Below are 23,774 nucleotides of genomic sequence, written 5' to 3' on the forward strand. Positions count from 1 at the left end.
CGCGCTACTCGGCCTCGGCCAGGAGCGACTGGATCCGGGTGACGCCCTCCACCAGGTCGGCGTCGCTGAGCGCGTACGACAGTCGCAGGTACCCGCTCGGACCGAACGCCTCGCCCGGCACCACCGCGACCTCGGCCTGCTCGAGGATGAGCGTGGCCAGCTCGGCGGAGGTCTGCGGGGTGACCCCGCGGATGGTTCTGCCGAGCACCCCCTCGACCGACGGGTACACGTAGAACGCGCCCTCCGGGGCCGGGATCCGCACGCCGTCGATCTGCGACAGCATCTCGACGATCGTCCGTCGCCGACGGTCGAACGCGGTGCGCATCTCCTCGACGGCCGTGAGGTCGCCGCTCAGTGCGGTGATCGCGGCGCGCTGCGAGATGTTGGCGACGTTCGACGTGAGGTGCGACTGCAGGTTCGTCGCGGCGGTGATCACGTCGGCCGGGCCGATCATCCAGCCCACCCGCCATCCGGTCATCGCGTAGGTCTTGGCGACGCCGTTCAGCACGATCGTCGTGTCCGCGAGCTCCGGCACCACGCGGACGATCGGGGTGAACACGGCGTGGTCGTACGTCAGGTGCTCGTAGATCTCGTCGGTGATCACCCACACGCCGTGCTCGAGCGCCCAGCGGCCGATCGCGGCGGTCTGCTCGGGGGAGTACACCGCGCCGGTCGGGTTGGACGGCGAGTTGAACAGCAGCACCTTGGTCTTCGGGGTGCGTGCCGCCTCGAGCTGCTCGACGGTCACGAGGTAGCCCTGGTCGACGCCGGCGAACACCTCGACCGGGACGCCACCCGCCAGCCGGATCGCCTCGGGGTACGTGGTCCAGTACGGCGAGGGCAGGATCACCTCGTCGCCCGGGTCCACGATCGCCGCGAACGACTGGTAGACCGCCTGCTTGCCGCCGTTGGTGACCAGCACGCTCGACGGCTTCACCTCGTAGCCGGAGTCGCGCAGCGTCTTGGTGGCGATCGCCTCGCGCAGCGCGGGCAGCCCGGCGGCCGGCGTGTAGCGGTGGTTGGCGGGGTCCTTCGCGGCGGCGATGGCGGCGTCGACGATGTACTCGGGTGTCGGGAAGTCCGGCTCCCCGGCGCCGAAGCCGATCACCGGACGGCCGGCGGCCTTGAGCGCCTTGGCCTTGGCGTCGACCGCCAGCGTCGCGGACTCGGCGATCGCGGCCAGTCGGGCGGACACACGGGCGCGGGGGGAGGTCTGCTCGCTCACGGGGCCCATAGTGGCAGAGGTCACGCTCGCTCGTGCCCGCCATTTCGTCCCTCCGGCGGGCATCGGGACGGTTCGACCCACGGGCGCTCGTCGCGTACAGTGGACCCCCGGCGGTTGACGTCCGCCATGATGAGCCGTGCCCCGGAGGTCTCCGGGAGCCTGTGCGGAGCCCCTGCGGGTGGTGTCCGTCGGTGCGCGCCTACGGGCGGACGGATCGTCGTGGAGGCCCAGGCCGCCGTAGGGCAGTGGCGCAATTGGTAGCGCAGCGGTCTCCAAAACCGCAGGTTGCAGGTTCGAGTCCTGTCTGCCCTGCGCACGCGTCTGGTCCTCCGGGTTCGCTCGGAGGTCCGGGAGGCGAGCAGGACCGCCGGTCGGTCCGGCGCGACGCGTCGGCCCGTCCGTCCGTCAGGTTCCGTACGGGACCTGACCACCACGAGACGTAGGGGTCAGACGTGAGCGAAACAGCACCGGCTGCGGCGTCCGACGCCGAGGGTTCGGCGGCGCGCCCGTCGGCACCGAAGGCTGCCGGCAAGGGGTCGTCGTCGTCTCGTGGCGGCTTGTTCGCACGCATCGCACTGTTCGTCCGCCAGGTCGTCGCGGAGCTGAAGAAGGTCGTCCGGCCCACGCGGTCGGAGCTGATCACCTACACGAGCGTCGTGCTCGTCTTCGTCGCGGTGGTCATGGCCTTCGTCACCGTGGTCGACCTGGGCATCGGCAAGCTCACGTTCTGGGTCTTCGGAGGCTGACGCCCACGGGCCGTCAGGCTCGCGTCGCCCCACCCGGGTCGAGCACCCACCGCCCCGGTCCGCCGGGGCGCACACGCAGGAGAAAGCAGGTTCGCACGTGTCGCAGGAGTCGCAGGAGCCCACCACGGGCGCCGAGGCGGAGCTCGAGGACGCCATCGCGTCCGTCGAGGCCGTCGAGTCGTCGGCTGTCGAGGACGCCTCGTCCGAGGATGTCAGCGCCGACGCCACCGAGAGCGACGAGCCGGCCGACGAGGGTGCCGAGCCTGCCGCCGACGAGGTCGCCGAGGAGTCCGACGAGGCCGAGGCAGAGCCCGACGTCGAGGACGACCCGGTCGCCGCGTTCAAGGCGCAGCTCCGCAGCCAGCTGGGTGACTGGTACGTCATCCACTCCTACGCCGGCTACGAGAACCGCGTGAAGGCGAACCTCGASAACCGTCGCCAGAGCCTCAACATGGAGGACTTCATCTACGCGGTGGAGGTCCCCATGGAGGAGGTCGTGGAGATCAAGAACGCGCAGCGCAAGGTCGTCAAGCGCGTCCGGATCCCCGGCTACGTCCTCGTCCGCATGGACCTCACCGACGAGTCGTGGGGCGCCGTCCGGCACACGCCCGGCGTCACCGGCTTCGTGGGCCACACGCACCAGCCGGTCCCGCTGACGCTGGACGAGGTCTTCTCGATGCTCGCGCCGTCGCTGGAGCCCAAGCAGGCGACCACCGCCGCCGGCGCCGCCAAGGCCGCCTCCCAGATCAAGGTCGACTTCACCGTCGGCGAGTCGGTCACCGTCACGGACGGCCCTTTCGACACGCTGCCGGCCACGATCTCCGAGATCAACGCCGAGAGCCAGAAGCTCAAGGTGCTCGTCTCCATCTTCGGCCGGGAGACCCCGGTCGAGCTGTCCTTCAGCCAGGTCGCCAAGATCTGATTGAGCGTCCTCGCGCTGCGAGGACGCACTGCAACCGGGTCATCGCCCACGGCGTCGGCCCACGACACGAACGGAAGCAGCTATGCCCCCGAAGAAGAAGGTCACCGGCCTGATCAAGCTCCAGATCAAGGCCGGCGCCGCCACCCCCGCGCCGCCGATCGGTCCGGCGCTGGGTCAGCACGGCGTCAACATCATGGAGTTCTGCAAGGCGTACAACGCGGCCACCGAGGCGCAGCGCGGCAACGTCATCCCCGTGGAGATCACGGTGTACGAGGACCGCTCGTTCACCTTCATCACGAAGACGCCGCCGGCCGCCGAGCTGATCAAGAAGGCCGCCGGTGTGGCCAAGGGGTCCCCGACCCCGCACACCGTCAAGGTCGCCACGCTCACCCGGGCCCAGGTCACCGAGATCGCGAGCACCAAGCTCGAGGACCTCAACGCCAACGACCTGGCCGCGGCCGAGAAGATCATCGCGGGCACCGCTCGTTCGATGGGTATCAACGTCCAGGGCTGATCCAGCCCACCCCAGTGGCAGGGCCATGTGCGGCCCGCAGACCACGACTGCTGATCAAGGAGAACCAAGCAGATGGCTAAGCACAGCAAGGCGTACCGCGCCGCGGTCGAGAAGATCGAGGAGGGGCACCTCTACACCCCCCTCGAGGCTGTCCGGCTCGCGCAGACGACCGCCACCACCAAGTACGACTCGACCGTCGAGGTGGCCTTCCGCCTCGGTGTCGACCCGCGCAAGGCGGACCAGATGGTCCGCGGCACGGTCAACCTGCCCCACGGCACCGGCAAGACCGCCCGCGTCATCGTGTTCGCCACCGGCGAGCGCGCCGAGCAGGCCCGCGCCGCGGGTGCCGACGAGGTCGGTGGCGACGAGCTCATCGACAAGGTCGCCGCCGGCTGGACCGACTTCGACTCCGCCGTCGCGACGCCCGACCTCATGGGCAAGGTCGGTCGACTGGGCAAGGTCCTGGGCCCGCGTGGTCTTATGCCGAACCCGAAGACCGGCACCGTGACGATGGACGTGGCCAAGGCCGTGTCCGACATCAAGGGCGGCAAGATCGAGTTCCGCGTGGACCGTCACGCGAACCTGCACTTCATCATCGGCAAGGTCTCGTTCAGCGACACCGCGCTGGTGGAGAACTACGCAGCCGCGCTCGACGAGATCCTGCGTCTGAAGCCGTCGGCCTCGAAGGGTCGCTACATCGCGAAGGCGACCTTCTCGACGACGAACGGCCCCGGCATCCTCGTCGACCAGAACAAGACGCGGAACCTGCTCGAGGACGACGCCGCCTGACGGTAGCTCCAGCAGGACGAAGGCCCGGTCCCCCCTGCGGACCGGGCCTTCGTCGTTCCCGGGCCGACCGGGATCAGCGCGCGCGCCGCGCCGCCCCCGGTCGAGCCGCACCGACCAGCTCGAGCGGGCGCGTCCACAGGCCGGAGAGCCAGCTGAGCTCGTCGTCCGTCGGCTCTGCGGCGACGGCGAGCTGCGCGCTCCACTCGATCGCGGTGCCGACCGTCCGTGCGACGGCCATCGAACGGGTCGGGGTCGCGTCCCCGCCGAGGCTGCGGTACTCCGTGAGGAACGTCGCCACCGGGTCCAGTCCCCATGCCGGATCGAGCACCGGGCCGAGGGCGATGGCGACCCAGTCGAGCGCCGTGGCCACGTCCCACCGTGGGTCGCCGCACCCGGCGGAGAGGTGGTCGCGACCCGGGAGCGCACCGTCCGTCTGCGGGATCCCGCCGAGGAGGACCGCGCGCACGGATCCGCGCACGCGGGTCACTGCCACGTCGTCGCCGGTCGGCTCGCCGTGGATCCACTGCGCGGTCGTCCATGTCGATCGGGCGTCCGCGAGCGCACGCCCGATCGCGGGATGCGCCCGCACGGCCCACACCGGCCCCGCCTGCACCGGCAGCTCGTCGAGCCAGTCCGGCAGCGGTGCGTCGAGCACCCAGGGGAGGCCGGCGGTCGGCGTGAGCGCCGTGAGCGGCGTGCGGTGCAGGCGCACCAGGGCCGCCGCCCACGCGGAGAGGAGAGCCGTGAGCTCTCCGCGCAGGACCGGCGCGGGTCCTCGCTCGTGGAGCCGTCCGACGAGGTCCTCGAGCTCGCGGACCAGCGGACGCCCGTCCGGCTCGGGCACCAGCGCGGTCCCCCCACCGCGCTGGTGCCGAGCCGGGTGTGCGGGGACCGCCGCGACCGGGTGCCCCAGGTCCGGGACCAGCGCGACGACCTCCGGCGAGAGGCCGGCCGCAGTGTGGCGCCCGACCCGCGGACGCAGCGCGACGACGCGTGCGGACGGACTGCGGTCGACCGCGGCGCGGCTGCGGCCGGCCGTGCTCTCCACGTCGACGGACATCGCGCTGCCTTCCTCTCTCTGCTTCGTGGAGCCGGGGTGGTGGGTCAGCGGGCCCGGCCGCGGACGATGGCCGTCACGTAGCCGGCCCAGAACGCCTCGCGCAGCCGGAGCGACGCGTAGGCCCGTGCGCGGGCGCCGGCGGCACCGCCGGGGCCCGCTGCCTGCGTGTGGGCCTCGGTGAACGGTTCGGTGAACGGCTCCGTGAAGGGTTCCGTGAACGGTTCGGTGAAGGGTTCGGTGAACGGGTTGGCTCCGAACGCCTCGGTGAACGGTTCGGTGAACGGTTCCGTGAAGGGCTCGGTGAACGGCTCCGTGAACGGTTCGGTGAATGGCTCGGTGAACGGGTTCGCTCCGAACGCCTCCGTGAAGGGCTCCGTGAAGGGCTCCGTGAAGGGCTCGGTGAACGGTTCGGTGAACGGTTCCGTGAAGGGTTCGGTGAAGGGCTCGGTGAACGGGTTCGCTCCGAGCGCTTCGGTGAAGGGCTCCGTGAACGGTTCGGTGAACGGTTCGGTGAACGGTTCGGTGAACGGCTCGGTGAACGGCTGCGCGTCCGCGCCGGCCGCCGCAGCCGACTGAGCGGATGCCGCCGCGCCCGGCTGAGCAGGGGCGGCGACGCGACGCCCGGTGGCGCCGTTGCCGCTCGTCGCCGTGCCGGGTGCGGCAGGGCGCCGGCGGGTGCGACGACGCCCGTACGCCGCCTCGATCGGCGGGAAGAGCGAGGGAGCACCCGTCGGCCGGGCGGGACGCGACCGCACCGCCCGCCGTGCCGCGAGGGCGCGCGCCGCGGTCGGGGTGAGGACGTCGACGCCCAGCGTGCCCAGCACGGCACCGATCGGGTTCGCCACGGAGAACGAGCCGTCGTCCTCGCCCGCCCACAGCAGGCCCACCACGCGGCCGTCCTCGGTGACGATCGCCGAGCCGGAGTCGCCCTCGGCCGAGAAGGCGGCGACGCCCTCGGCGGGCTCGATGCGGATCTGGTCGCGCAGGGTCTTCCATCCGATGCCGGGCCCGAAGTCGACCGCGGTCGTGTAGTCGGTGGAGGTGATCGTGCCGCTGGTCAGCCCCGTGGTCCGGCCGGTCTTGCGGACGGCCGACCCCTCGGTGGCGGGCTCGGACCCCGTCACGGGCCCGATGCCCACGATGCCCGGCACCCAGGGTGCACCGGGCGCCAGTGCGACGACGGCCGCGTCGATGTGGTCGGTCAGCGCCCCGCGCACCAGCGCGCCGACGCGGTCGGACCGGGGGTTCCCGCCGTCGGCGAGCGCCGGCTGGATCCACGTGCTCGCGACGTCCTCGAGCCCGTCGCCCGCCGCGACGTGCCAGTTCGTCAGGCCGAAGGTCTGGCCGGTGTGCCGCTCGTACACCAGCACGCCGAGCGTGCCGTTGACCGACCGCAGCTGGGCCGTGCCGTCCACGGGGATCGTCACCGGGGCGGCGGGTCCGATGCTGATGCCGCCGGCGAGTGGTCGCACGCGCTTGCTCGCCGGGGTGGGCTCCGCGTCGGACAGGAGCCGCACGCGGTGCTCGACGACGTCGGTGGGGATGCCGTCGATCTCGCTGGGGATGCGCTCGCTGTCGGGCAGGTCACCGGCGGCGCGCTTGCGCTCGACGTGGACCACGATCGCCTGCCGGCCGGTGGGCGACCCGTCCGACCACTTCTCGCCGATGTCGACCCCCACCACGCCGGGCCGGGCGATGAGCGCGTCCTCGACGGTGCGCTTCGTCGTACGGATCTGCTCGCGGGTGTACGGGTCGGGTGTGGGGTCCTGCTCAGTCATGTCGCGCGTCTCCTCAACCGGTCGGGTGCTCGTCAGGAGCGGGTGAAGTCGGGCTAGATACATCCGCCAGGAACGAACACTCGCAGAGATGTATCTGGCTGCCGAGAGGGGGCTCCTCTTCGTCGACCCGGTCGAGTGGGGTCGCCCGCGGGTGCTCGCGGGGGCAGGCCGTCACCAGCGGCTTGCCCGGGGCAGCGGCGAGCGACGCCGATTTCCTTGTCGGGGTTGTCCGGGTCGTCCTACTGTGTGCGGGGCGGCCGCCCGACGAGGCCTGCCTGTGAGGGGTCCATGATGAGTGACGACCTGGTGGAGCCGGTGGACACCGAGCTCCGCAGCCAGGGTGAGGGGCTCGCCGACCAGGCGGCCCGCGCGGTGGTCGCCTACCGCGACGGAGACCGCGCGCCGCTCGCCGCCCTGGTGCAGGTGATGACTCCCTTGCTGTGGCACACCGTGCGCGCCCAGGGGGCCGACCCCGAGCTGGCGCAGGACATCGTGCAGAACACCTGGCTGACCCTCGTGCGGGACATCGAGTCGATCCGCGATCCCCGCGCGACTCTCCAGTGGATGCTCGTCACCGCCAAGCGCGCCGCGTGGAGGTCCGTGCGGCGCAGCCGCGACGAGATGGTCCGACAGGAGCAGGACGAGCACGTGACCGACTGGCTCGCCGCACCGGCGGACGACCTGCCCGACACGGTCGCGGTGCGTTCCGAGCGGGACAAGCTGCTCTGGCAGCATGTCGCCGAGCTGCCCGACCGGTGCCGGCGGCTGCTCGGCCTGGTCGCGCTGGTCGACCGCCCGGACTACGGGGTGGTCTCCCGGGCGCTCGGCATGCCGGTGGGGAGCATCGGACCCACCCGCGGCCGCTGCCTCGCCAAGCTCCGCGTCGCACTCGCCTCCGACCCCGCCTGGAGCGTGTCATGAGCACCGACGAGAGGACCCTCGCGCTCGTCGCCGCGGGTGGCCTGGACATCGACGACCGGCGCATCCTGAACCGTCTGGCGGAGCTGGTCGAGCGCGCGGACCCCGTACCGCCGGGCCTCATCGAGAGCATCGGCATGGCGCTGACCATCGAGGCGATGCACGCGGAGGTGGCCGAGCTGCACCTGGTCGGTGAGCCTGCGCTCGCCGTCCGCGCGGACGAGACGAGCATCGAGGCCGGCACCATCACGTTCACCACCGACGTGCTCACCGTGATGATCTCGGTGCACGCCGAGGCGGGTCGCGTGCGGGTCGACGGCTGGGCGGCGCCGGCGGGCGAGCTGTCCGTGGAGCTGCACCAGGGCGGTGACGTGACGTCGACGACGTCGGACGTGGACGGCCGCTTCTCGTTCTCCGACATCGAGCGCGGACCTGCGCGGCTGGTGCTCCGGCGTCCCTCGGAGCCGACGGTCCCCATCGTCACCCCGCAGATCGAGCTCTAGCGCAGATGGCCGAACCCGGCGGTCCGGCGGCGGCCGGATCGCCGTCACTCGGCGCGCTGGCCGAGCAGGTGCAACGAGCGGACGACGACAACGCGGAGGGTCGGCCCACCCGCGCGCGTCGTCGGCTGCGTCCTGCGCTGCGCGCGCTCGACGCGATGCCCCCGACGCCGGAGGTCGCCCGGTGGCGCGGTCGCGCGCTCGTCGAGCTCGCCAAGTGCGACTTCGAGACCCGGGGCGGGCCACGCCCCGTGCTCGAGCGGCTCGACGCGATGCTGGTGGAGCAGGAGGAGTCGGGCGGGGGCTGGCGCGGGCTGCGTCCGGCGGTCTCCGGCCTGCGCGGGCTGCTGGCGCTGCGGGCCGGTCGCCAGGACGACGCGCTGCGGGAGCTGGACGTGGCGATCGCCGCGTCCGACGACGCCGACCCGATCGACGCGTGCCGCTCGCTGCTGAACCGCGGCGTGCTGCACATCGAGCGCCGCGAGGTGGCGGCGGCGAGGGCGGACTTCGCGGAGTGCGCCCGGCGCGCGCGGGAGGCCGGCTTCGTCCGCCTCGTGTTCAAGGCGGAGCACAACCTCGGCTACCTGAGCTTCGTCGCCGGCCGGATGCCCGAGGCCCTCGCCGTGATGGAGGCCGCGGCCGCGATCCTGCCGGGGCCACCCCGACCCACCGCGCTCCAGGACCGCGCGCGCGTGCTGCTGGAGGCGGGGCTGGTCGGTGTCGCCGACAGCACCCTGGCGGAGGCCGCCGCGCGGTTCGCCGAGCAGCACCTCCCGCGCGACGTCGCCGAGTGCGAGCTGGGTCGGGCCGAGTGCGCGATGCTGCGTGGCGACCTCGCCGCCGCCCGTGACTTCGCCCTGTCGGCCGAGCGACGGTTCCGTCGGCGCGGCGACGACGCGTGGGTGGTCCGCTCCTCCCTGCTCGCCCTGCAGGCCGATGCCGAGGCGTACGCGAGCGCCCCGGGTGACGTGCACTCCCGCGCCCGCTGGGCGGCCCTGGCTCGCAGCGCGAGTCGGCTGGAACAGATGTGCATCTCCACCGGCCGCACCATCTGGGCCACCGCCGCGGCCTACGTGCGGATCGAGGCGGATCTCGCGCGCGGGGTGCTCACCGAGCCCGCCGCGGTGCTCGAGGCGCTCGGCCCCGTGCGGAACAGCGACCCCATCGCGGTCCGGCTGCACGGGCGCCGCATCCGCGCGATGCTCGCGCTCGAGGCGGGGGACCGGGAGCGCGCGGGGCGGTACGTCCGTGCCGGTCAGCGCGATCTCGGGCTGCACCGGTCGCGGTTCGGCTCGCTCGACCTGCGGACGGCCGGCGCGGTGCACGGGACCGGGCTCGCGGCGCTCGACGTGTCGCTGGCGCTCGCCACCGGCCGGGCCTCGGCCGTGCTCGACGCGGCGGAGCGGGTGCGGTCGGTGATCGGCGGGACCCCGCGGGTCAACCCGCCCAGCGACCCCGTCTCGGCGGCCCTGCTCGAGGAGCTGCGCGAGCTGATCGACAAGAACCGTGGGGTGCGGCTGCGGGTGGGCGGCGACCCTCGGCTCCTCCGTGTCGAGCGCGAGGCGCAGCGCCTGAAGCACGAGATCCTGGCCCGGTCCTGGCACGAGAGCGGACGGGCCGGGGGTGACCGGGCGGGTCGCACCGTCGAGGTGCGGCGGCTGCTGCGCGACCGGCCCGGCGGCGTGGTCCTCGACGTGCTCGAGCACCGGGGCGAGCTCCTGGCCGTGGAGGTCGGCGACGACCGCACCGTGCTGCACCACCTCGGGGAGACGGCGAGCATCGCGGAGCTGGTCCGGCGCGTGCACGCCGACCTCGAGGTAACCGCGAACCCCCTCGTCCCCTCCGACCTGCGCGGCGTCGCGCTGAGCTCCCTGCACACCGGGATGACCCGGCTGGAGCAGCGGCTCAAGCCGGCGCTCGGCGCGCCCGGTGAGCTGGTCGTCGTGGCGACCGGCTGGCTCGGCGTGCTGCCGTGGTCGATGCTCTCGTCGCGCGTGGGCCTGCCGACCGTCGTCGCCCCGTCGGTCCACCACTGGATGACCTACGCCGGCACGGCAAGCCCCGTCCCCGTCCGGGTCAGCGCCGCCGCCGGACCGGGTCTGCGCCACGCCGAGGCGGAGGCCGAGGAGATCGGCCGGCTGTGGCCGGGGGGAGAGGTCGTGGTGGGCGAGGAGGCCACGGTCTCCCGGATGATCGCCCTGCTGGGCTCGCCGGGCATCGTGCACCTCGCCGCGCACGGCCGCCACGAGCCCGACAACCCGCTCTTCTCGTCGGTCCGCATGGCCGACGGGCCGCTCTTCGCGCACGAGCTGGACTCGGGTGGGGGGTCGCCGGACCTCGTGCTGCTGTCCAGCTGCGAGGTGGGCCGCGCGAGCATCCGGGCCGGGGGAGAGGCGCTCGGGCTCGCGAGCGTGCTCCTGCGCACCGGGGTCGGTTGCGTCGTCGCCGCGCTCGCCCCGCTCCCGGACGCGACCGCGCTCAAGGTGATGACGCGCACCCACGCGCTTCTCGCCACGGGCGTCCCGGTCGCGCAGGCTGTCGCGACGGCGACCGCCGAGGACGCGGCCCAGACCGGGGTCGTCGCACCGCTGGTCTGCTTCGGCGCCCCGCTCTGACCGGCGATTTGGTGGCCTCCGGCCCGTGCCGTACCCTGAGGGGACCCAAAGACCGCCGGTCGTCGACCGTGTCGTGCGCACGCAGTGCTCACGCCCGATCGCCCGAAGTCCCGCAGCACGCGGAGGCCAGCGCAGGTGAGAGTTCCCGGATGGTTCGGCTTGCGCCGAGCTTCCTGGCGAGCCCCGCGCCTGCGCGGGGCTCTTTCTGTTGGGGGACGTGACGACCGGTGGCACCACCATCGGAAGGATTGCCATGGCGAGGCCGGACAAGGCAGCCGCTGTCGCAGAGCTCACGGACCTGTTCCGTGACTCCAACGCAGCCGTGCTGACCGAGTACCGCGGGCTCACCGTTGCTCAGCTCAAGAAGCTGCGCAAGGCGCTCAGCGGCAACGCAACCTACGCCGTGGTGAAGAACACGCTGACCGCGATCGCGGCCAAGGATGCCGGCCTCGAAGGCCTCGACGACGCGCTCACGGGCCCGTCGGCGATCGCCTTCGTCTCCGGTGACCCGGTCGAGGCCGCCAAGGGACTGCGTGACTTCGCCAAGGCGAACCCTGCACTGGTCATCAAGGGCGGTGTCCTCGACGGACGCGCCCTGACCGCTGCGGACGTCACCAAGCTCGCGGACCTCGAGTCCCGTGAGGTTCTGCTGGCCAAGGCGGCCGGCGTGTTCAAGGCGTCGCTCTTCCAGGCGGCCTACCTGTTCACCGCCCCCGCTGCTCAGGCTGCACGCACCGTCGACGCTCTCCGGCTCAAGCTCGAGGAGTCGACCGAGGTCGCTGCCTGAGCCACCCGGCGACAGGCACTCACTGAACCCCCGCCCAGGTAGCCGCACCGGCCACCGGGCATTGATCGGAAGGAACCGCCACCATGGCGAAGCTCACCACCACCGAGCTCATCGACGCGTTCAAGGAGCTCTCCCTCATCGAGCTCTCCGAGTTCGTGAAGGCGTTCGAGGAGACCTTCGAGGTCACCGCTGCCGCTCCCGTCGCCGTTGCGGCCCCCGCCGGCGCCGGTGGCGCTGCCGAGGTCGAGGCCGAGGAGGAGAAGGACTCGTTCGACGTCGTCCTCGAGGCCGCCGGTGACAAGAAGATCCAGGTCATCAAGGAGGTGCGCGTCCTGACGAGCCTCGGCCTGAAGGAGGCCAAGGACCTCGTGGACGCCGCTCCCAAGGCCGTCCTGGAGGGCATCACCAAGGAGAACGCCGAGAAGGCCAAGGCGACCCTCGAGGCCGCCGGCGCCACGGTCACCCTCAAGTGATCGCCGCCTCCGTCGCCGGTCCGCCGGTCGCACGGAGGTAGCACGCCAGCTCGCAGACGAGGCCCGCGCCCCCCAGGGGACGCGGGCCTCGCCGCGTCCGGATGAGGGACAGGCTTTCGCCGGCCCGCCACGTGTGCCACCATGTGCGCGACGACAACGACGTCGTCGTGCGGGCGGAGCCGCCCGCTCGTACCGGACGCCTCAGGGTCGGTCAACCACTTCGGTGGGGGACTCCAGGGGGTGTCGATGCCGGGTGGACTTTGCAGCCGCGGCCGAGTATGCTAGCGCTTTGCGCTGGCCTGTGCCCGCGATCCCGTATAACCCGAGCCCACCCTCGTCGTCAATGCACGACGTCGTGGGGCTCGCCGGCCGGGGGATCGCGCCTAGCCAGGACCAGTGCAGCGTGCACTCGATCCGCTGGGAAGGACCCCTCTTTTGGCTGCCTCGCGCACCCCTTCTGCTCCGACCGCCGACGCCATCGCGAACCGCACCGCCTCTCGCCGTATCTCCTTCGCCAAGATCCACGAGCCCCTCGAGGTCCCGGACCTGCTCGGTCTGCAGACGGAGAGCTTCGACTGGCTGCTCGGCAACGAGAAGTGGCAGGGCCGTGTGGCCAAGGCCCTCGAGGCCGGTCGGCAGGACGTTCCCGAGACCGCTGGTCTCGAGGAGATCTTCGAGGAGATCTCGCCCATCGAGGACTTCGGCGGCTCCATGTCGCTGTCGTTCCGCGAGCACCGCTTCGAGCCGCCGAAGTACACGGCCGAGGAGTGCAAGGAGAAGGACTTCACCTTCGCCGCCCCGCTGTTCGTCACGGCGGAGTTCGTCAACTACACCACCGGTGAGATCAAGAGCCAGACGGTCTTCATGGGCGACTTCCCGCTCATGACCGAGCGCGGCACCTTCATCATCAACGGCACCGAGCGCGTCGTCGTCTCGCAGCTCGTCCGCTCGCCGGGCGTCTACTTCGAGCGCACCGCGGACAAGACGTCCGACAAGGACGTCCTCACGGCCAAGGTCATCCCGAGCCGCGGCGCCTGGCTCGAGTTCGAGATCGACAAGCGCGACAACGTCGGCGTGCGCGTCGACCGCAAGCGCAAGCAGAACGCCACTGTGCTGCTCAAGGCGCTCGGCATGACGGACGCGGAGATCCGCGAGGAGTTCGCCGCGTACCCGGCCGTCATCGACACGCTGGACAAGGACCACGTCCAGACGCAGGACGAGGCGCTGCTCGACCTCTACCGCAAGATCCGCCCGGGCGAGCCGCCCACGGTCGAGGCTGGTCGCGCGCTGATCGAGAACTTCTACTTCAACCCGAAGCGCTACGACCTCGCCAAGGTCGGCCGCTACAAGCTGAACAAGAAGCTCGGCCTGGACGTCCCGCTCGCCGACTCGGTCCTGTCCAAGGACGACGTCGTCGCGACGATCAAGTACCTCGCGTCGCTGCACATCGACCTGCCCTCGCTGCCCGGCACGCGTGGCGGCGAGTCCGTGGAGATCCGCGTCGAGCCCGACGACATCGACCACTTCGGCAACCGTCGCATCCGCGCGGTCGGCGAGCTCATCCAGAACCAGGTCCGCACGGGCCTGTCGCGGATGGAGCGCGTCGTGCGCGAGCGCATGACGACGCAGGACGTCGAGGCGATCACCCCGCAGACCCTGATCAACATCCGCCCCGTGGTGGCGTCGATCAAGGAGTTCTTCGGCACGTCGCAGCTGTCGCAGTTCATGGACCAGAACAACCCCCTCGCGGGCCTGACGCACAAGCGTCGCCTGTCCGCGCTGGGCCCGGGTGGTCTGTCCCGCGACCGCGCCGGCATGGAGGTCCGTGACGTCCACCCGTCGCACTACGGCCGCATGTGCCCGATCGAGACCCCTGAGGGCCCGAACATCGGCCTCATCGGCTCGCTCGCCACGTACGGGCGGATCAACCCGTTCGGCTTCGTCGAGACCCCGTACCGCAAGGTCATCAAGGGCAAGGTCTCCGACGAGGTCCACTACCTGACCGCCGACGACGAGGACCGCCACGTCATCGCGCAGGCGAACGCCCCGCTCAAGGCCAACGGTGCCTTCGAGGAGGACCGCGTCCTGGTCCGCGTCAAGGGCGGCGAGATCGAGTACGTCGCCGGCGAGGCCGTCGACTACATGGACGTCTCCCCGCGCCAGATGGTGTCGGTGGCCACGGCCCTGATCCCGTTCCTCGAGCACGACGACGCCAACCGCGCCCTCATGGGCGCCAACATGCAGCGCCAGGCCGTCCCGCTGGTCCGTTCCGAGGCCCCGCTCGTGGGTACCGGTATGGAGCGTCGTGCGGCCATCGACGCGGGCGACGTCATCGTCGCGACGAAGCCAGGTGTCGTCACCGAGGTGTCGGCGGACCTGATCGTCGTCGCCAACGACGACGCCACCACGTCGACGTACCGCGTCGCCAAGTTCCGTCGCTCGAACCAGGGCACGTCCTACAACCAGCGCGTGCTGGTCGACCAGGGCGCCCGCGTCGAGGTCAACTCGGTGCTCGCCGACGGCCCGGCCACGGACGAGGGCGAGCTCGCGCTCGGCCGCAACCTGCTGGTCGCGTTCATGTCGTGGGAGGGCCACAACTACGAGGACGCGATCATCCTGTCGCAGCGCCTCGTGCAGGACGACGTCCTGTCCTCGATCCACATCGAGGAGCACGAGGTCGACGCGCGCGACACCAAGCTCGGCCCGGAGGAGATCACGCGGGACATCCCGAACGTCTCCGAGGAGGTCCTCGCGGACCTGGACGAGCGCGGGATCATCCGCATCGGCGCCGAGGTCGCGGCCGGCGACATCCTCGTCGGCAAGGTCACGCCCAAGGGCGAGACCGAGCTGACCCCGGAGGAGCGCCTGCTCCGTGCGATCTTCGGTGAGAAGGCGCGCGAGGTCCGGGACACGTCGCTCAAGGTGCCCCACGGCGAGTCCGGCACGGTCATCGAGGTCCGCACGTTCAGCCGGGAGGACGGCGACGAGCTGCCCGCCGGCGTGAACGAGCTGGTCCGCGTGTACATCGCGCAGCGCCGCAAGATCACGGACGGCGACAAGCTGGCCGGCCGTCACGGCAACAAGGGCGTCATCTCCAAGATCCTGCCGGTCGAGGACATGCCGTTCCTCGCCGACGGGACCGCGGTCGACGTCGTCCTCAACCCGCTCGGTGTGCCCGGTCGTATGAACGTCGGCCAGGTCCTCGAGACGCACCTCGGTTGGGTGGCCAAGCAGGGCTGGGACATCCAGCTCGCCGAGGGTGACGTGTCCTGGCGGGACGACGTCCCGGCCATCGCCGCGTCGTCGCCGGCCGGCAACCCGGTCGCGACGCCCGTGTTCGACGGTGTCCCGGAGACGACCCTCACCGGTCTGCTCTCGGCCACGCTGCCGAACCGTGACGGTGTCCGCACCGTCGGGGGCGACGGCAAGGCGCGCCTGTTCGACGGGCGCTCCGGCGAGCCGTTCCCGGACCCGGTCGCGGTCGGCTACATGTACATCCTCAAGCTGCACCACCTCGTCGACGACAAGATCCACGCACGTTCCACGGGTCCGTACTCGATGATCACGCAGCAGCCGCTGGGTGGTAAGGCGCAGTTCGGTGGCCAGCGGTTCGGCGAGATGGAGGTGTGGGCCCTCGAGGCGTACGGCGCTGCCTACACGCTGCAGGAGCTCCTCACCATCAAGTCGGACGACGTCCCCGGACGCGTCAAGGTGTACGAGGCGATCGTCAAGGGGGAGAACATCCCCGACTCGGGCATCCCGGAGTCCTTCAAGGTCCTCCTCAAGGAGATGCAGTCGCTCTGCCTGAACGTGGAGGTGCTCTCCTCGGACGGCGTCTCCATCGACATGAAGGAGAACGACGACGAGGTCTACCGCGCAGCGGAAGAGCTCGGCATCGACCTGTCCCGGCGTCCGAACGCCAGCAGCGTCGAAGAGATCTGACGTCGAGCCCCCGGTCGGTTGCTCACCCGAGATGCCGACCGGGGTGCCCGCACCCTTTAGCAACATTTCCGTTCCGCTGGTCCTCGAGACCGGCAAGCGAAGGAAGTAGGACCCCTCTTGCTCGACGTCAACGTCTTCGACGAGCTGCGTATCGGCCTTGCCTCGGCCGACGACATCCGTGCCTGGTCGCACGGCGAGGTGAAGAAGCCCGAGACCATCAACTACCGGACCCTGAAGCCGGAGAAGGATGGCCTGTTCTGCGAGAAGATCTTCGGTCCCACCCGGGACTGGGAGTGCTACTGCGGCAAGTACAAGCGCGTGCGCTTCAAGGGCATCATCTGCGAGCGCTGCGGCGTCGAGGTGACCCGCTCCAAGGTCCGTCGTGAGCGCATGGGCCACATCGAGCTGGCCGCGCCCGTCACGCACATCTGGTTCTTCAAGGGTGTGCCGTCGCGCCTCGGCTACCTGCTCGACCTCGCCCCGAAGGACCTCGAGAAGGTCATCTACTTCGCGGCCTACATGATCACGTGGGTCGACGTCGACGGCCGGCACGAGGACCTCCCCAACCTCCAGAACGGGATCGACCTGGAGAAGAAGGAGATCTCGGACCGCCGCGACAACGACATCAACACCCGCGCCACCAAGCTCGAGGCCGACCTGGCCGAGCTCGAGGCCGAGGGTGCCAAGGCCGACGCACGCCGCAAGGTGCGCGACTCCGCCGAGCGCGAGATGGCGCAGATCCGCAAGCGTGCGGACCTGGAGCTGGACCGCCTCGACGCGGTCTGGGACCGGTTCAAGAACCTCAAGGTCGCCGACCTCGAGGGCGACGAGATGCTCTACCGCCAGCTCCAGGACCGGTACGGCAACTACTTCGAGGGCTCGATGGGCGCCGCGGCGATCCAGAAGCGTCTCGAGGCGTTCGACCTCGAGGCCGAGTCCGACTCGCTGCGCGAGATCATCAAGACCGGCAAGGGCCAGCGCAAGACGCGTGCCCTGAAGCGGCTCAAGGTCGTCAACGCGTTCCTCACGACGACCAACTCGCCCACCGGCATGGTGCTCGACGCCGTCCCGGTCATCCCGCCGGACCTGCGTCCGATGGTCCAGCTCGACGGTGGCCGCTTCGCCACCTCGGACCTGAACGACCTGTACCGCCGCGTGATCAACCGGAACAACCGCCTCAAGCGGCTGCTCGACCTGGGCGCGCCCGAGATCATCGTCAACAACGAGAAGCGGATGCTCCAGGAGGCCGTCGACTCGCTGTTCGACAACGGCCGCCGTGGCCGTCCGGTGACGGGTCCGGGCAACCGCCCGCTCAAGTCGATCTCGGACATGCTCAAGGGCAAGCAGGGTCGGTTCCGTCAGAACCTGCTCGGCAAGCGCGTCGACTACTCGGGCCGTTCGGTCATCGTCGTCGGCCCGCAGCTCAAGCTCCACCAGTGCGGCCTGCCCAAGCAGATGGCGCTCGAGCTGTTCAAGCCGTTCGTGATGAAGCGCCTCGTGGACCTCAACCACGCGCAGAACATCAAGTCGGCCAAGCGCATGGTCGAGCGCGCCCGTCCCGTGGTCTGGGACGTGCTCGAGGAGGTCATCACGGAGCACCCGGTGCTGCTCAACCGCGCACCCACGCTGCACCGTCTGGGCATCCAGGCGTTCGAGCCCCAGCTGGTCGAGGGCAAGGCGATCCACCTGCACCCGCTCGTCTGCGCCGCGTTCAACGCGGACTTCGACGGTGACCAGATGGCCGTCCACCTGCCCCTGAGCGCGGAGGCGCAGGCCGAGGCCCGCATCCTCATGCTCTCGAGCAACAACATCCTCAAGCCGTCGGACGGTCGTCCGGTGACCATGCCCTCGCAGGACATGATCATCGGCCTGTACCACCTGACCAACGACAAGGACGAGGCGCTCGGCGCCGGCCGTGCGTTCAGCACGGTCTCCGAGGCGATCATGGCGTTCGACCAGGGTTCCCTGGACCTCAACGCCGTGGTGCGCATCCGCTTCGACGACCTGGTCCTGACCGAGGAGGACGCACCCGAGGGCTGGTCCGAGGGCGACGTGCTCCTGTACGAGACGACGCTGGGCCGGGCGCTCTTCAACGAGCTCCTGCCCGTCGACTACCCGTACGAGAACGGCGTCGTCGACAAGAAGCGCCTCTCGGTCATCGTCAACGACCTGGCCGAGCGCTACCCCAAGGTCGAGGTCGCTGCCTCGCTGGACGCGCTCAAGGAGGCCGGCTTCCGCTGGGCCACCCGCTCGGGCGTCACGATCTCCATCTCGGACGTCGCGACCCCGTCGGCCAAGGCGGCCATCCTCGAGGAGCACGAGGGACGTGCGGCGAAGGTGCAGGGCCAGTACGAGAAGGGCCTGATCACCGACGACGAGCGTCGTCAGGAGCTCATCGAGATCTGGACGCAGGCCACCGACAAGGTCGCCAAGGCGATGCAGGAGAACTTCCCGCGCCAGAACACCGTCTACAAGATGGTCGGCTCGGGCGCGCGCGGCAACTGGATGCAGGTCCGCCAGATCGCCGGTATGCGTGGCCTCGTCGCCAACCCGAAGGGCGAGATCATCCCTCGCCCGATCAAGTCGAACTACCGCGAGGGGCTGTCGGTCCTCGAGTACTTCATCGCGACGCACGGTGCCCGCAAGGGTCTGGCGGACACCGCTCTGCGGACCGCCGACTCGGGCTACCTGACCCGTCGTCTGGTGGACGTCTCGCAGGACGTAATCGTCCGTGAGGACGACTGCGGCACCGAGCGTGGTCTGACCATGCCGATCGGCGTCCCCGGGACCGACGGCACGCTGCGTCGTCACGACAAGGTCGAGACGAGCGTCTACTCGCGCACGCTGGCGACGGACGTCGAGATCGACGGCGAGGTCATCGGTCACGCCGGTGACGACGTCGGCGACGTGCTGCTGGACCGCCTCCTCGAGGCCGGTGTCACCGAGATGAAGATCCGCTCGGTGCTCACCTGCGAGTCCCGCGTCGGCACCTGCGCGCGCTGCTACGGCCGTTCGCTGGCCACCGGCAAGCTCGTCGACATCGGCGAGGCCGTCGGCATCATCGCGGCCCAGTCGATCGGTGAGCCCGGCACGCAGCTGACGATGCGTACCTTCCACACCGGTGGTGTGGCGTCGGCCGACGACATCACGCAGGGTCTGCCGCGTGTCCAGGAGCTCTTCGAGGCCCGCACCCCCAAGGGTGAGGCGCCCATCGCGGAGTTCTCGGGTCGCATCGCGGTGGAGGAGGGTGACCGTTCGCGTCGCCTCGTCCTCACGCCCGACGACGGCTCCGAGGAGATCGCCTACCCGATCACCAAGCGCTCGCGCCTGCTGATCTCGGACGGCGACCACGTCTCCGTGGGTACCCAGCTCGTCGTGGGTGCGGTGGACCCGAAGAAGGTCCTGCGCATCCTCGGCCCGCGTGCCACGCAGAAGCACCTGGTCGACGAGGTGCAGGTCGTCTACTCCTCGCAGGGTGTGGACATCCACGACAAGCACATCGAGGTCATCGTGCGGCAGATGCTGCGCCGCGTGACGGTCCTCGACTCCGGCACCACCGACCTGCTGCCCGGCGAGCTCGCCGAGCGTGGGCGCTTCGAGGACGCGAACCGCGCTGCGGTGTCCGAGGGCGGTCAGCCGGCGTCGGGTCGTCCGGAGCTCATGGGCATCACGAAGGCGTCGCTCGCGACGGACTCGTGGCTGTCGGCGGCCTCCTTCCAGGAGACCACCCGGGTGCTCACCGAGGCTGCGATGTCGGGTCGGTCCGACCCGCTGCTCGGCCTCAAGGAGAACGTCATCCTCGGCAAGCTCATCCCGGCCGGCACGGGGCTTCCCCGCTACGGCAACATCGCGGTCGAGCCCACCGAGGAGGCCAAGGCCGAGCTGTACCCGACCTTCGGCTACGACGAGATCGACTTCCCCGCCCTGGGCCTCGGCTCCGGCGAGGCGATCCCGCTCGAGGACATCGACTTCGGCGACTACCGCTGACGTCGGCCTCACATGCCGACCCGAGGGGGTCCACCGTCACGGTGGGCCCCCTCGGGCCTTTTGTCCCGGGAATCCCCGGTGCGGCCCGGGTGTTCTTCAGGGGTGGCCCGCAAGGGCTGGCTCTGTGGTCAGCCGCTTTGACGCCTCCCCAGGCGCCAGGTAACGTAGGACACCGTGCCCGCGCCGTCGGGCTCTCGCGCATGCACTCGGTGGACGCCTTGGTTCTGGACTCAGTTCAGGATGGTGCGTCCGAGGGCATCGGGTGGTCTCTCTCCACCGCGCCGTCTCTCCTCAAGGCAACCTTGCGGACTGCGGTGCGGAGGACCGGGGCGACACGCCCGGGCGCGGGGGTCGGTGCGGGACGCAAGAACTGCGAGGTAGTCGCGCGACGGGCGACGATCCTCGACCATGCCGGCCGTCCAGGGTGACGGGTGCCGGTCGACCAGAGATTCATCCAACAGACGGAGACGTAGTGCCTACGATCCAGCAGCTGGTCCGCAAGGGCCGGCAGGCGAAGACGAACAAGTCGAAGACGCCTGCCCTCAAGGGCTCCCCCCAGCGACGCGGTGTGTGCACCCGCGTCTACACCACGACCCCGAAGAAGCCGAACTCCGCGCTCCGCAAGGTCGCGCGCGTCCGCCTCTCGAGCCAGGTCGAGGTCACCGCGTACATCCCCGGTGTCGGTCACAACCTGCAGGAGCACTCGATCGTGCTCGTGCGCGGTGGCCGTGTGAAGGACCTCCCGGGTGTCCGGTACAAGATCGTCCGAGGTGCCCTCGACACGCAGGGCGTCAAGAACCGTAAGCAGGCGCGCAGCCGCTACGGCGCGAAGAAGGTGGGCTGATGCCTCGCAAGGGTCCGGCCCCCAAGCGGCCGCTCGTCATCGACCCCGTCTACGGGTCCCCGGTCGTCACGCAGCTGATCAACAAGGTCCTGCTCGACGGCAAGAAGTCCGTCGCGGAGCACATCGTCTACGGCGCCCTCGAGGGTGTCCGTGAGAAGACGCAGGGCGACCCGGTCGTCGTGCTCAAGCGCGCGCTGGACAACGTCCGCCCGTCGCTCGAGGTGCGCTCGCGCCGCGTCGGTGGCGCCACGTACCAGGTGCCCGTCGAGGTGCGCCCGGTCCGTCAGACCACCCTCGCGCTGCGCTGGCTCACCGACTACTCGCGCGCTCGCCGCGAGAAGACGATGACCGAGCGCCTCATGAACGAGATCCTCGACGCGTCCAACGGCCTCGGTGCCGCGGTGAAGCGTCGCGAGGACATGCACAAGATGGCCGAGTCCAACAAGGCCTTCGCGCACTACCGCTGGTAATCCCGGCACCCACGGGCGCTGCGCCGCCGGTCCGATCCTCGGGCCGGACCGGTGGCGCCACCCAAGCCAACCGACAAGGGGCAACTCACGTGGCACTGGATGTGCTGACGGACCTCACGAAGGTCCGCAACATCGGCATCATGGCTCACATCGATGCCGGCAAGACGACGACCACCGAGCGGATCCTCTTCTACACCGGGGTCAACTACAAGATCGGTGAGACGCACGACGGCGCGTCGACGATGGACTGGATGGAGCAGGAGCAGGAGCGCGGCATCACGATCACGTCCGCCGCGACGACCTGCTACTGGCACGACAACCAGATCAACATCATCGACACCCCGGGCCACGTGGACTTCACCGTCGAGGTGGAGCGATCGCTGCGCGTCCTCGACGGCGCCGTCGCCGTCTTCGACGGCAAGGAGGGCGTCGAGCCCCAGTCCGAGACCGTCTGGCGTCAGGCCGACAAGTACGACGTCCCGCGCATCTGCTTCGTCAACAAGATGGACAAGCTCGGCGCGGACTTCTACTTCACCGTCGACACCATCGTGAACCGCCTCAAGGCCCGGCCGCTGGTCATCCAGCTGCCCATCGGCGCCGAGAACGACTTCATCGGCGTCGTGGACCTGGTCACCATGCGTGCCCTCGTCTGGCGCGGCGAGACCGCCCTGGGCGAGAAGTACGAGGTCGAGGACATCCCGGCCGACCTGGTCGAGAAGGCGGACCAGTACCGCGCAGCACTCCTCGAGGCCGTCGCCGAGACCGACGACGAGCTGCTCGAGAAGTTCCTGGGTGGCGAAGAGCTGACGGTCGCCGAGATCAAGCGCGGTATCCGCAAGCTCACCGTCTCCAGCGAGGCATACCCGGTCCTGTGCGGTTCGGCGTTCAAGAACAAGGGCGTCCAGCCCATGCTCGACGCCGTCATCGACTACCTGCCGACGCCCCTGGACGTCCCGGCGGTCGAGGGCCACGACATGAAGGACCCCGAGCTCGTCGTCGAGCGTCACCCCGACTCGACGGAGCCGTTCTCGGCCCTCGCGTTCAAGGTCGCCTCGCACCCGTTCTTCGGCAAGCTCACCTACGTCCGGGTCTACTCCGGCAAGGTGGCGCAGGGCGCCCAGGTGCTCAACTCGACCAAGAACAAGAAGGAGCGCATCGGGAAGCTCTTCCAGATGCACTCCAACAAGGAGAACCCGGTCGACGACGCCACGGCGGGTCACATCTACGCGTTCATCGGTCTCAAGGACGTCACCACGGGTGACACCCTGAGCGACCCGGCGCACCCCGTCGTGCTCGAGTCGATGACGTTCCCGGAGCCGGTGATCGACGTCGCCATCGAGCCGAAGACGAAGGGTGACCAGGAGAAGCTCTCCGTGGCCATCCAGAAGCTGGCCGAGGAGGACCCGACCTTCCGCGTCAAGCACGACGAGGAGACCGGCCAGACCGTCATCGGCGGCATGGGCGAGCTCCACCTCGACATCCTCGTGGACCGCATGCGTCGCGAGTTCAAGGTCGAGGCCAACGTCGGCAAGCCGCAGGTCGCGTACCGCGAGACGATCCGTCGCTCGGTCGAGAAGATCGACTACGTGCACAAGAAGCAGACCGGTGGCTCGGGCCAGTACGCGAAGGTCCAGATGACCTTCGAGCCGCTGGACCCCGCCGAGGGCGAGCTGTACGAGTTCTCGAACAAGGTCACCGGTGGCCGCATCCCGCGCGAGTACATCCCGTCGGTCGACGCCGGCATCCAGAGCGCGATGCAGCTCGGCGTCCTCGCGGGCTTCCCGCTCGTGGGCGTCAAGGCGATCCTGCTCGACGGTGCCGCGCACGACGTCGACTCCTCGGAGATGGCGTTCAAGATCGCGGGCTCGATGATCCTCAAGGAAGCGGTCCGCAAGGCCGACCCGGTTCTGCTGGAGCCGGTCATGGCCGTCGAGGTCCGTACTCCTGAGGAGTACATGGGTGACGTCATCGGCGACATCAACTCGCGCCGCGGCATGATCCTTGCCATGGAGGACGCAACGGGCGTGAAGGTCATCCGCGCCACGGTGCCCCTCTCCGAGATGTTCGGGTACGTCGGTGACCTGCGGTCGAAGACCCAGGGTCGCGCGGTGTACTCGATGCAGTTCGACAGCTACGCCGAGGTTCCTCGGAACGTTGCCGAGGAAATCATCAAGAAGACCCGGGGCGAGTAGTCCCACAGGTCG

General features: G+C 70.2%; 17 protein-coding genes and 1 tRNA gene. 15 read left to right on the forward strand and 3 right to left on the reverse strand.

From position 1 onward, the window contains the following. Window positions 1–4 precede the first annotated feature (4 nt). Window positions 5–1,234, reverse strand: a complete 1,230-nt coding sequence (locus AC1DXT_RS10825) for a pyridoxal phosphate-dependent aminotransferase (protein WP_477061635.1) — start codon at window positions 1,232–1,234, stop codon at window positions 5–7. A gap of 230 nt (window positions 1,235–1,464) precedes the next feature. On the opposite strand from AC1DXT_RS10825, the gene AC1DXT_RS10830 reads away from it, so the two are divergent. The 5 genes from AC1DXT_RS10830 to rplA all read left to right on the forward strand — a co-directional run bounded on the left by AC1DXT_RS10830 (window position 1,465) and on the right by rplA (window position 4,196). After that, window positions 1,465–1,537, forward strand: a tRNA-Trp gene (locus AC1DXT_RS10830). Between the two features lie 140 nt (window positions 1,538–1,677). Continuing rightward, a complete protein-coding gene (gene secE, locus AC1DXT_RS10835; protein ID WP_477061352.1) occupies window positions 1,678–1,971 on the forward strand; it encodes a preprotein translocase subunit SecE in 294 nt (97 codons plus the stop codon). 97 nt (window positions 1,972–2,068) lie between these two features. Further along, on the forward strand, window positions 2,069–2,893 hold the full coding sequence (gene nusG / locus AC1DXT_RS10840; protein ID WP_477061353.1) for a transcription termination/antitermination protein NusG: 825 nt from the start codon (window positions 2,069–2,071) through the stop codon (window positions 2,891–2,893). An 82-nt stretch (window positions 2,894–2,975) separates the two neighbouring features. Then, window positions 2,976–3,407, forward strand: coding sequence for a 50S ribosomal protein L11 (gene rplK, locus AC1DXT_RS10845; RefSeq protein ID WP_477061354.1), 432 nt, complete (start codon window positions 2,976–2,978; stop codon window positions 3,405–3,407). Between the two features lie 72 nt (window positions 3,408–3,479). Next, entirely contained in the window at window positions 3,480–4,196 is a 717-nt protein-coding gene (gene rplA / locus AC1DXT_RS10850) for a 50S ribosomal protein L1 (protein ID WP_056088868.1), read from the forward strand. 73 nt (window positions 4,197–4,269) lie between these two features. Here rplA and AC1DXT_RS10855 read toward each other — a convergent pair whose 3' ends face one another. Then, the gene (locus AC1DXT_RS10855) at window positions 4,270–5,256 is read right to left on the reverse strand and encodes a phosphotransferase family protein (RefSeq protein WP_477061355.1); all 987 of its coding nucleotides are present in this window, start codon (window positions 5,254–5,256) and stop codon (window positions 4,270–4,272) included. A gap of 44 nt (window positions 5,257–5,300) precedes the next feature. Then, the gene (locus AC1DXT_RS10860; RefSeq protein WP_477061356.1) at window positions 5,301–7,034 is read right to left on the reverse strand and encodes a trypsin-like peptidase domain-containing protein; all 1,734 of its coding nucleotides are present in this window, start codon (window positions 7,032–7,034) and stop codon (window positions 5,301–5,303) included. A 291-nt stretch (window positions 7,035–7,325) separates the two neighbouring features. Between AC1DXT_RS10860 and AC1DXT_RS10865 the strand changes: the two genes are divergently transcribed. The 10 genes from AC1DXT_RS10865 to fusA all read left to right on the forward strand — a co-directional run bounded on the left by AC1DXT_RS10865 (window position 7,326) and on the right by fusA (window position 23,762). After that, window positions 7,326–7,955: an RNA polymerase sigma factor gene (locus tag AC1DXT_RS10865; protein ID WP_477061357.1), complete on the forward strand. Its 630-nt coding sequence runs from the start codon at window positions 7,326–7,328 to the stop codon at window positions 7,953–7,955. Beyond that, window positions 7,952–8,455, forward strand: a complete 504-nt coding sequence (locus tag AC1DXT_RS10870) for a carboxypeptidase regulatory-like domain-containing protein (RefSeq protein WP_477061358.1) — start codon at window positions 7,952–7,954, stop codon at window positions 8,453–8,455. The genes AC1DXT_RS10865 and AC1DXT_RS10870 overlap by 4 nt, the downstream gene beginning before the upstream one ends. Before the next feature lie 5 nt (window positions 8,456–8,460). Continuing rightward, complete coding sequence (locus AC1DXT_RS10875; RefSeq protein ID WP_477061359.1) at window positions 8,461–11,067, forward strand: CHAT domain-containing protein; 2,607 nt, start codon at window positions 8,461–8,463, stop codon at window positions 11,065–11,067. A gap of 253 nt (window positions 11,068–11,320) precedes the next feature. Continuing rightward, window positions 11,321–11,854, forward strand: a complete 534-nt coding sequence (gene rplJ / locus AC1DXT_RS10880; protein ID WP_056088890.1) for a 50S ribosomal protein L10 — start codon at window positions 11,321–11,323, stop codon at window positions 11,852–11,854. Window positions 11,855–11,937: 83 nt separating this feature from the next. Further along, window positions 11,938–12,327 (forward strand): 50S ribosomal protein L7/L12, encoded by a 390-nt coding sequence (rplL, locus tag AC1DXT_RS10885; RefSeq protein ID WP_477061360.1) that lies wholly within the window; start codon window positions 11,938–11,940, stop codon window positions 12,325–12,327. A gap of 435 nt (window positions 12,328–12,762) precedes the next feature. Continuing rightward, on the forward strand, window positions 12,763–16,269 hold the full coding sequence (rpoB, locus tag AC1DXT_RS10890) for a DNA-directed RNA polymerase subunit beta (protein WP_056088898.1): 3,507 nt from the start codon (window positions 12,763–12,765) through the stop codon (window positions 16,267–16,269). A 117-nt stretch (window positions 16,270–16,386) separates the two neighbouring features. Next, a complete protein-coding gene (locus tag AC1DXT_RS10895; protein WP_477061361.1) occupies window positions 16,387–20,256 on the forward strand; it encodes a DNA-directed RNA polymerase subunit beta' in 3,870 nt (1,289 codons plus the stop codon). Between the two features lie 472 nt (window positions 20,257–20,728). Then, window positions 20,729–21,100, forward strand: coding sequence for a 30S ribosomal protein S12 (rpsL, locus tag AC1DXT_RS10900; protein WP_013770160.1), 372 nt, complete (start codon window positions 20,729–20,731; stop codon window positions 21,098–21,100). After that, complete coding sequence (gene rpsG / locus AC1DXT_RS10905) at window positions 21,100–21,570, forward strand: 30S ribosomal protein S7 (protein ID WP_028045072.1); 471 nt, start codon at window positions 21,100–21,102, stop codon at window positions 21,568–21,570. Before rpsL ends, rpsG begins: the two co-directional genes overlap by 1 nt. An 89-nt stretch (window positions 21,571–21,659) precedes the next feature. Further along, complete coding sequence (gene fusA / locus AC1DXT_RS10910; RefSeq protein WP_477061362.1) at window positions 21,660–23,762, forward strand: elongation factor G; 2,103 nt, start codon at window positions 21,660–21,662, stop codon at window positions 23,760–23,762. Window positions 23,763–23,774: the final 12 nt, after the last annotated feature.

Source organism: Cellulomonas sp. P1_G12_2 (genome assembly GCF_056405535.1).

Excerpts from the sequence above, each read along its gene's own strand:
- AC1DXT_RS10825 (WP_477061635.1), bottom strand. The coding sequence starts at position 1,234 with ATGGGCCCCGTGAGCGAGCAGACCTCCCCCCGCGCCCGTGTGTCCGCC.
- rplK (WP_477061354.1), top strand. The coding sequence starts at position 2,976 with ATGCCCCCGAAGAAGAAGGTCACCGGCCTGATCAAGCTCCAGATCAAG.
- rplA (WP_056088868.1), top strand. The coding sequence starts at position 3,480 with ATGGCTAAGCACAGCAAGGCGTACCGCGCCGCGGTCGAGAAGATCGAG.
- AC1DXT_RS10855 (WP_477061355.1), bottom strand. The coding sequence starts at position 5,256 with ATGTCCGTCGACGTGGAGAGCACGGCCGGCCGCAGCCGCGCCGCGGTC.
- AC1DXT_RS10860 (WP_477061356.1), bottom strand. The coding sequence starts at position 7,034 with ATGACTGAGCAGGACCCCACACCCGACCCGTACACCCGCGAGCAGATC.
- AC1DXT_RS10865 (WP_477061357.1), top strand. The coding sequence starts at position 7,326 with ATGAGTGACGACCTGGTGGAGCCGGTGGACACCGAGCTCCGCAGCCAG.
- AC1DXT_RS10870 (WP_477061358.1), top strand. The coding sequence starts at position 7,952 with ATGAGCACCGACGAGAGGACCCTCGCGCTCGTCGCCGCGGGTGGCCTG.
- AC1DXT_RS10875 (WP_477061359.1), top strand. The coding sequence starts at position 8,461 with ATGGCCGAACCCGGCGGTCCGGCGGCGGCCGGATCGCCGTCACTCGGC.
- rplJ (WP_056088890.1), top strand. The coding sequence starts at position 11,321 with ATGGCGAGGCCGGACAAGGCAGCCGCTGTCGCAGAGCTCACGGACCTG.
- rplL (WP_477061360.1), top strand. The coding sequence starts at position 11,938 with ATGGCGAAGCTCACCACCACCGAGCTCATCGACGCGTTCAAGGAGCTC.
- rpsG (WP_028045072.1), top strand. The coding sequence starts at position 21,100 with ATGCCTCGCAAGGGTCCGGCCCCCAAGCGGCCGCTCGTCATCGACCCC.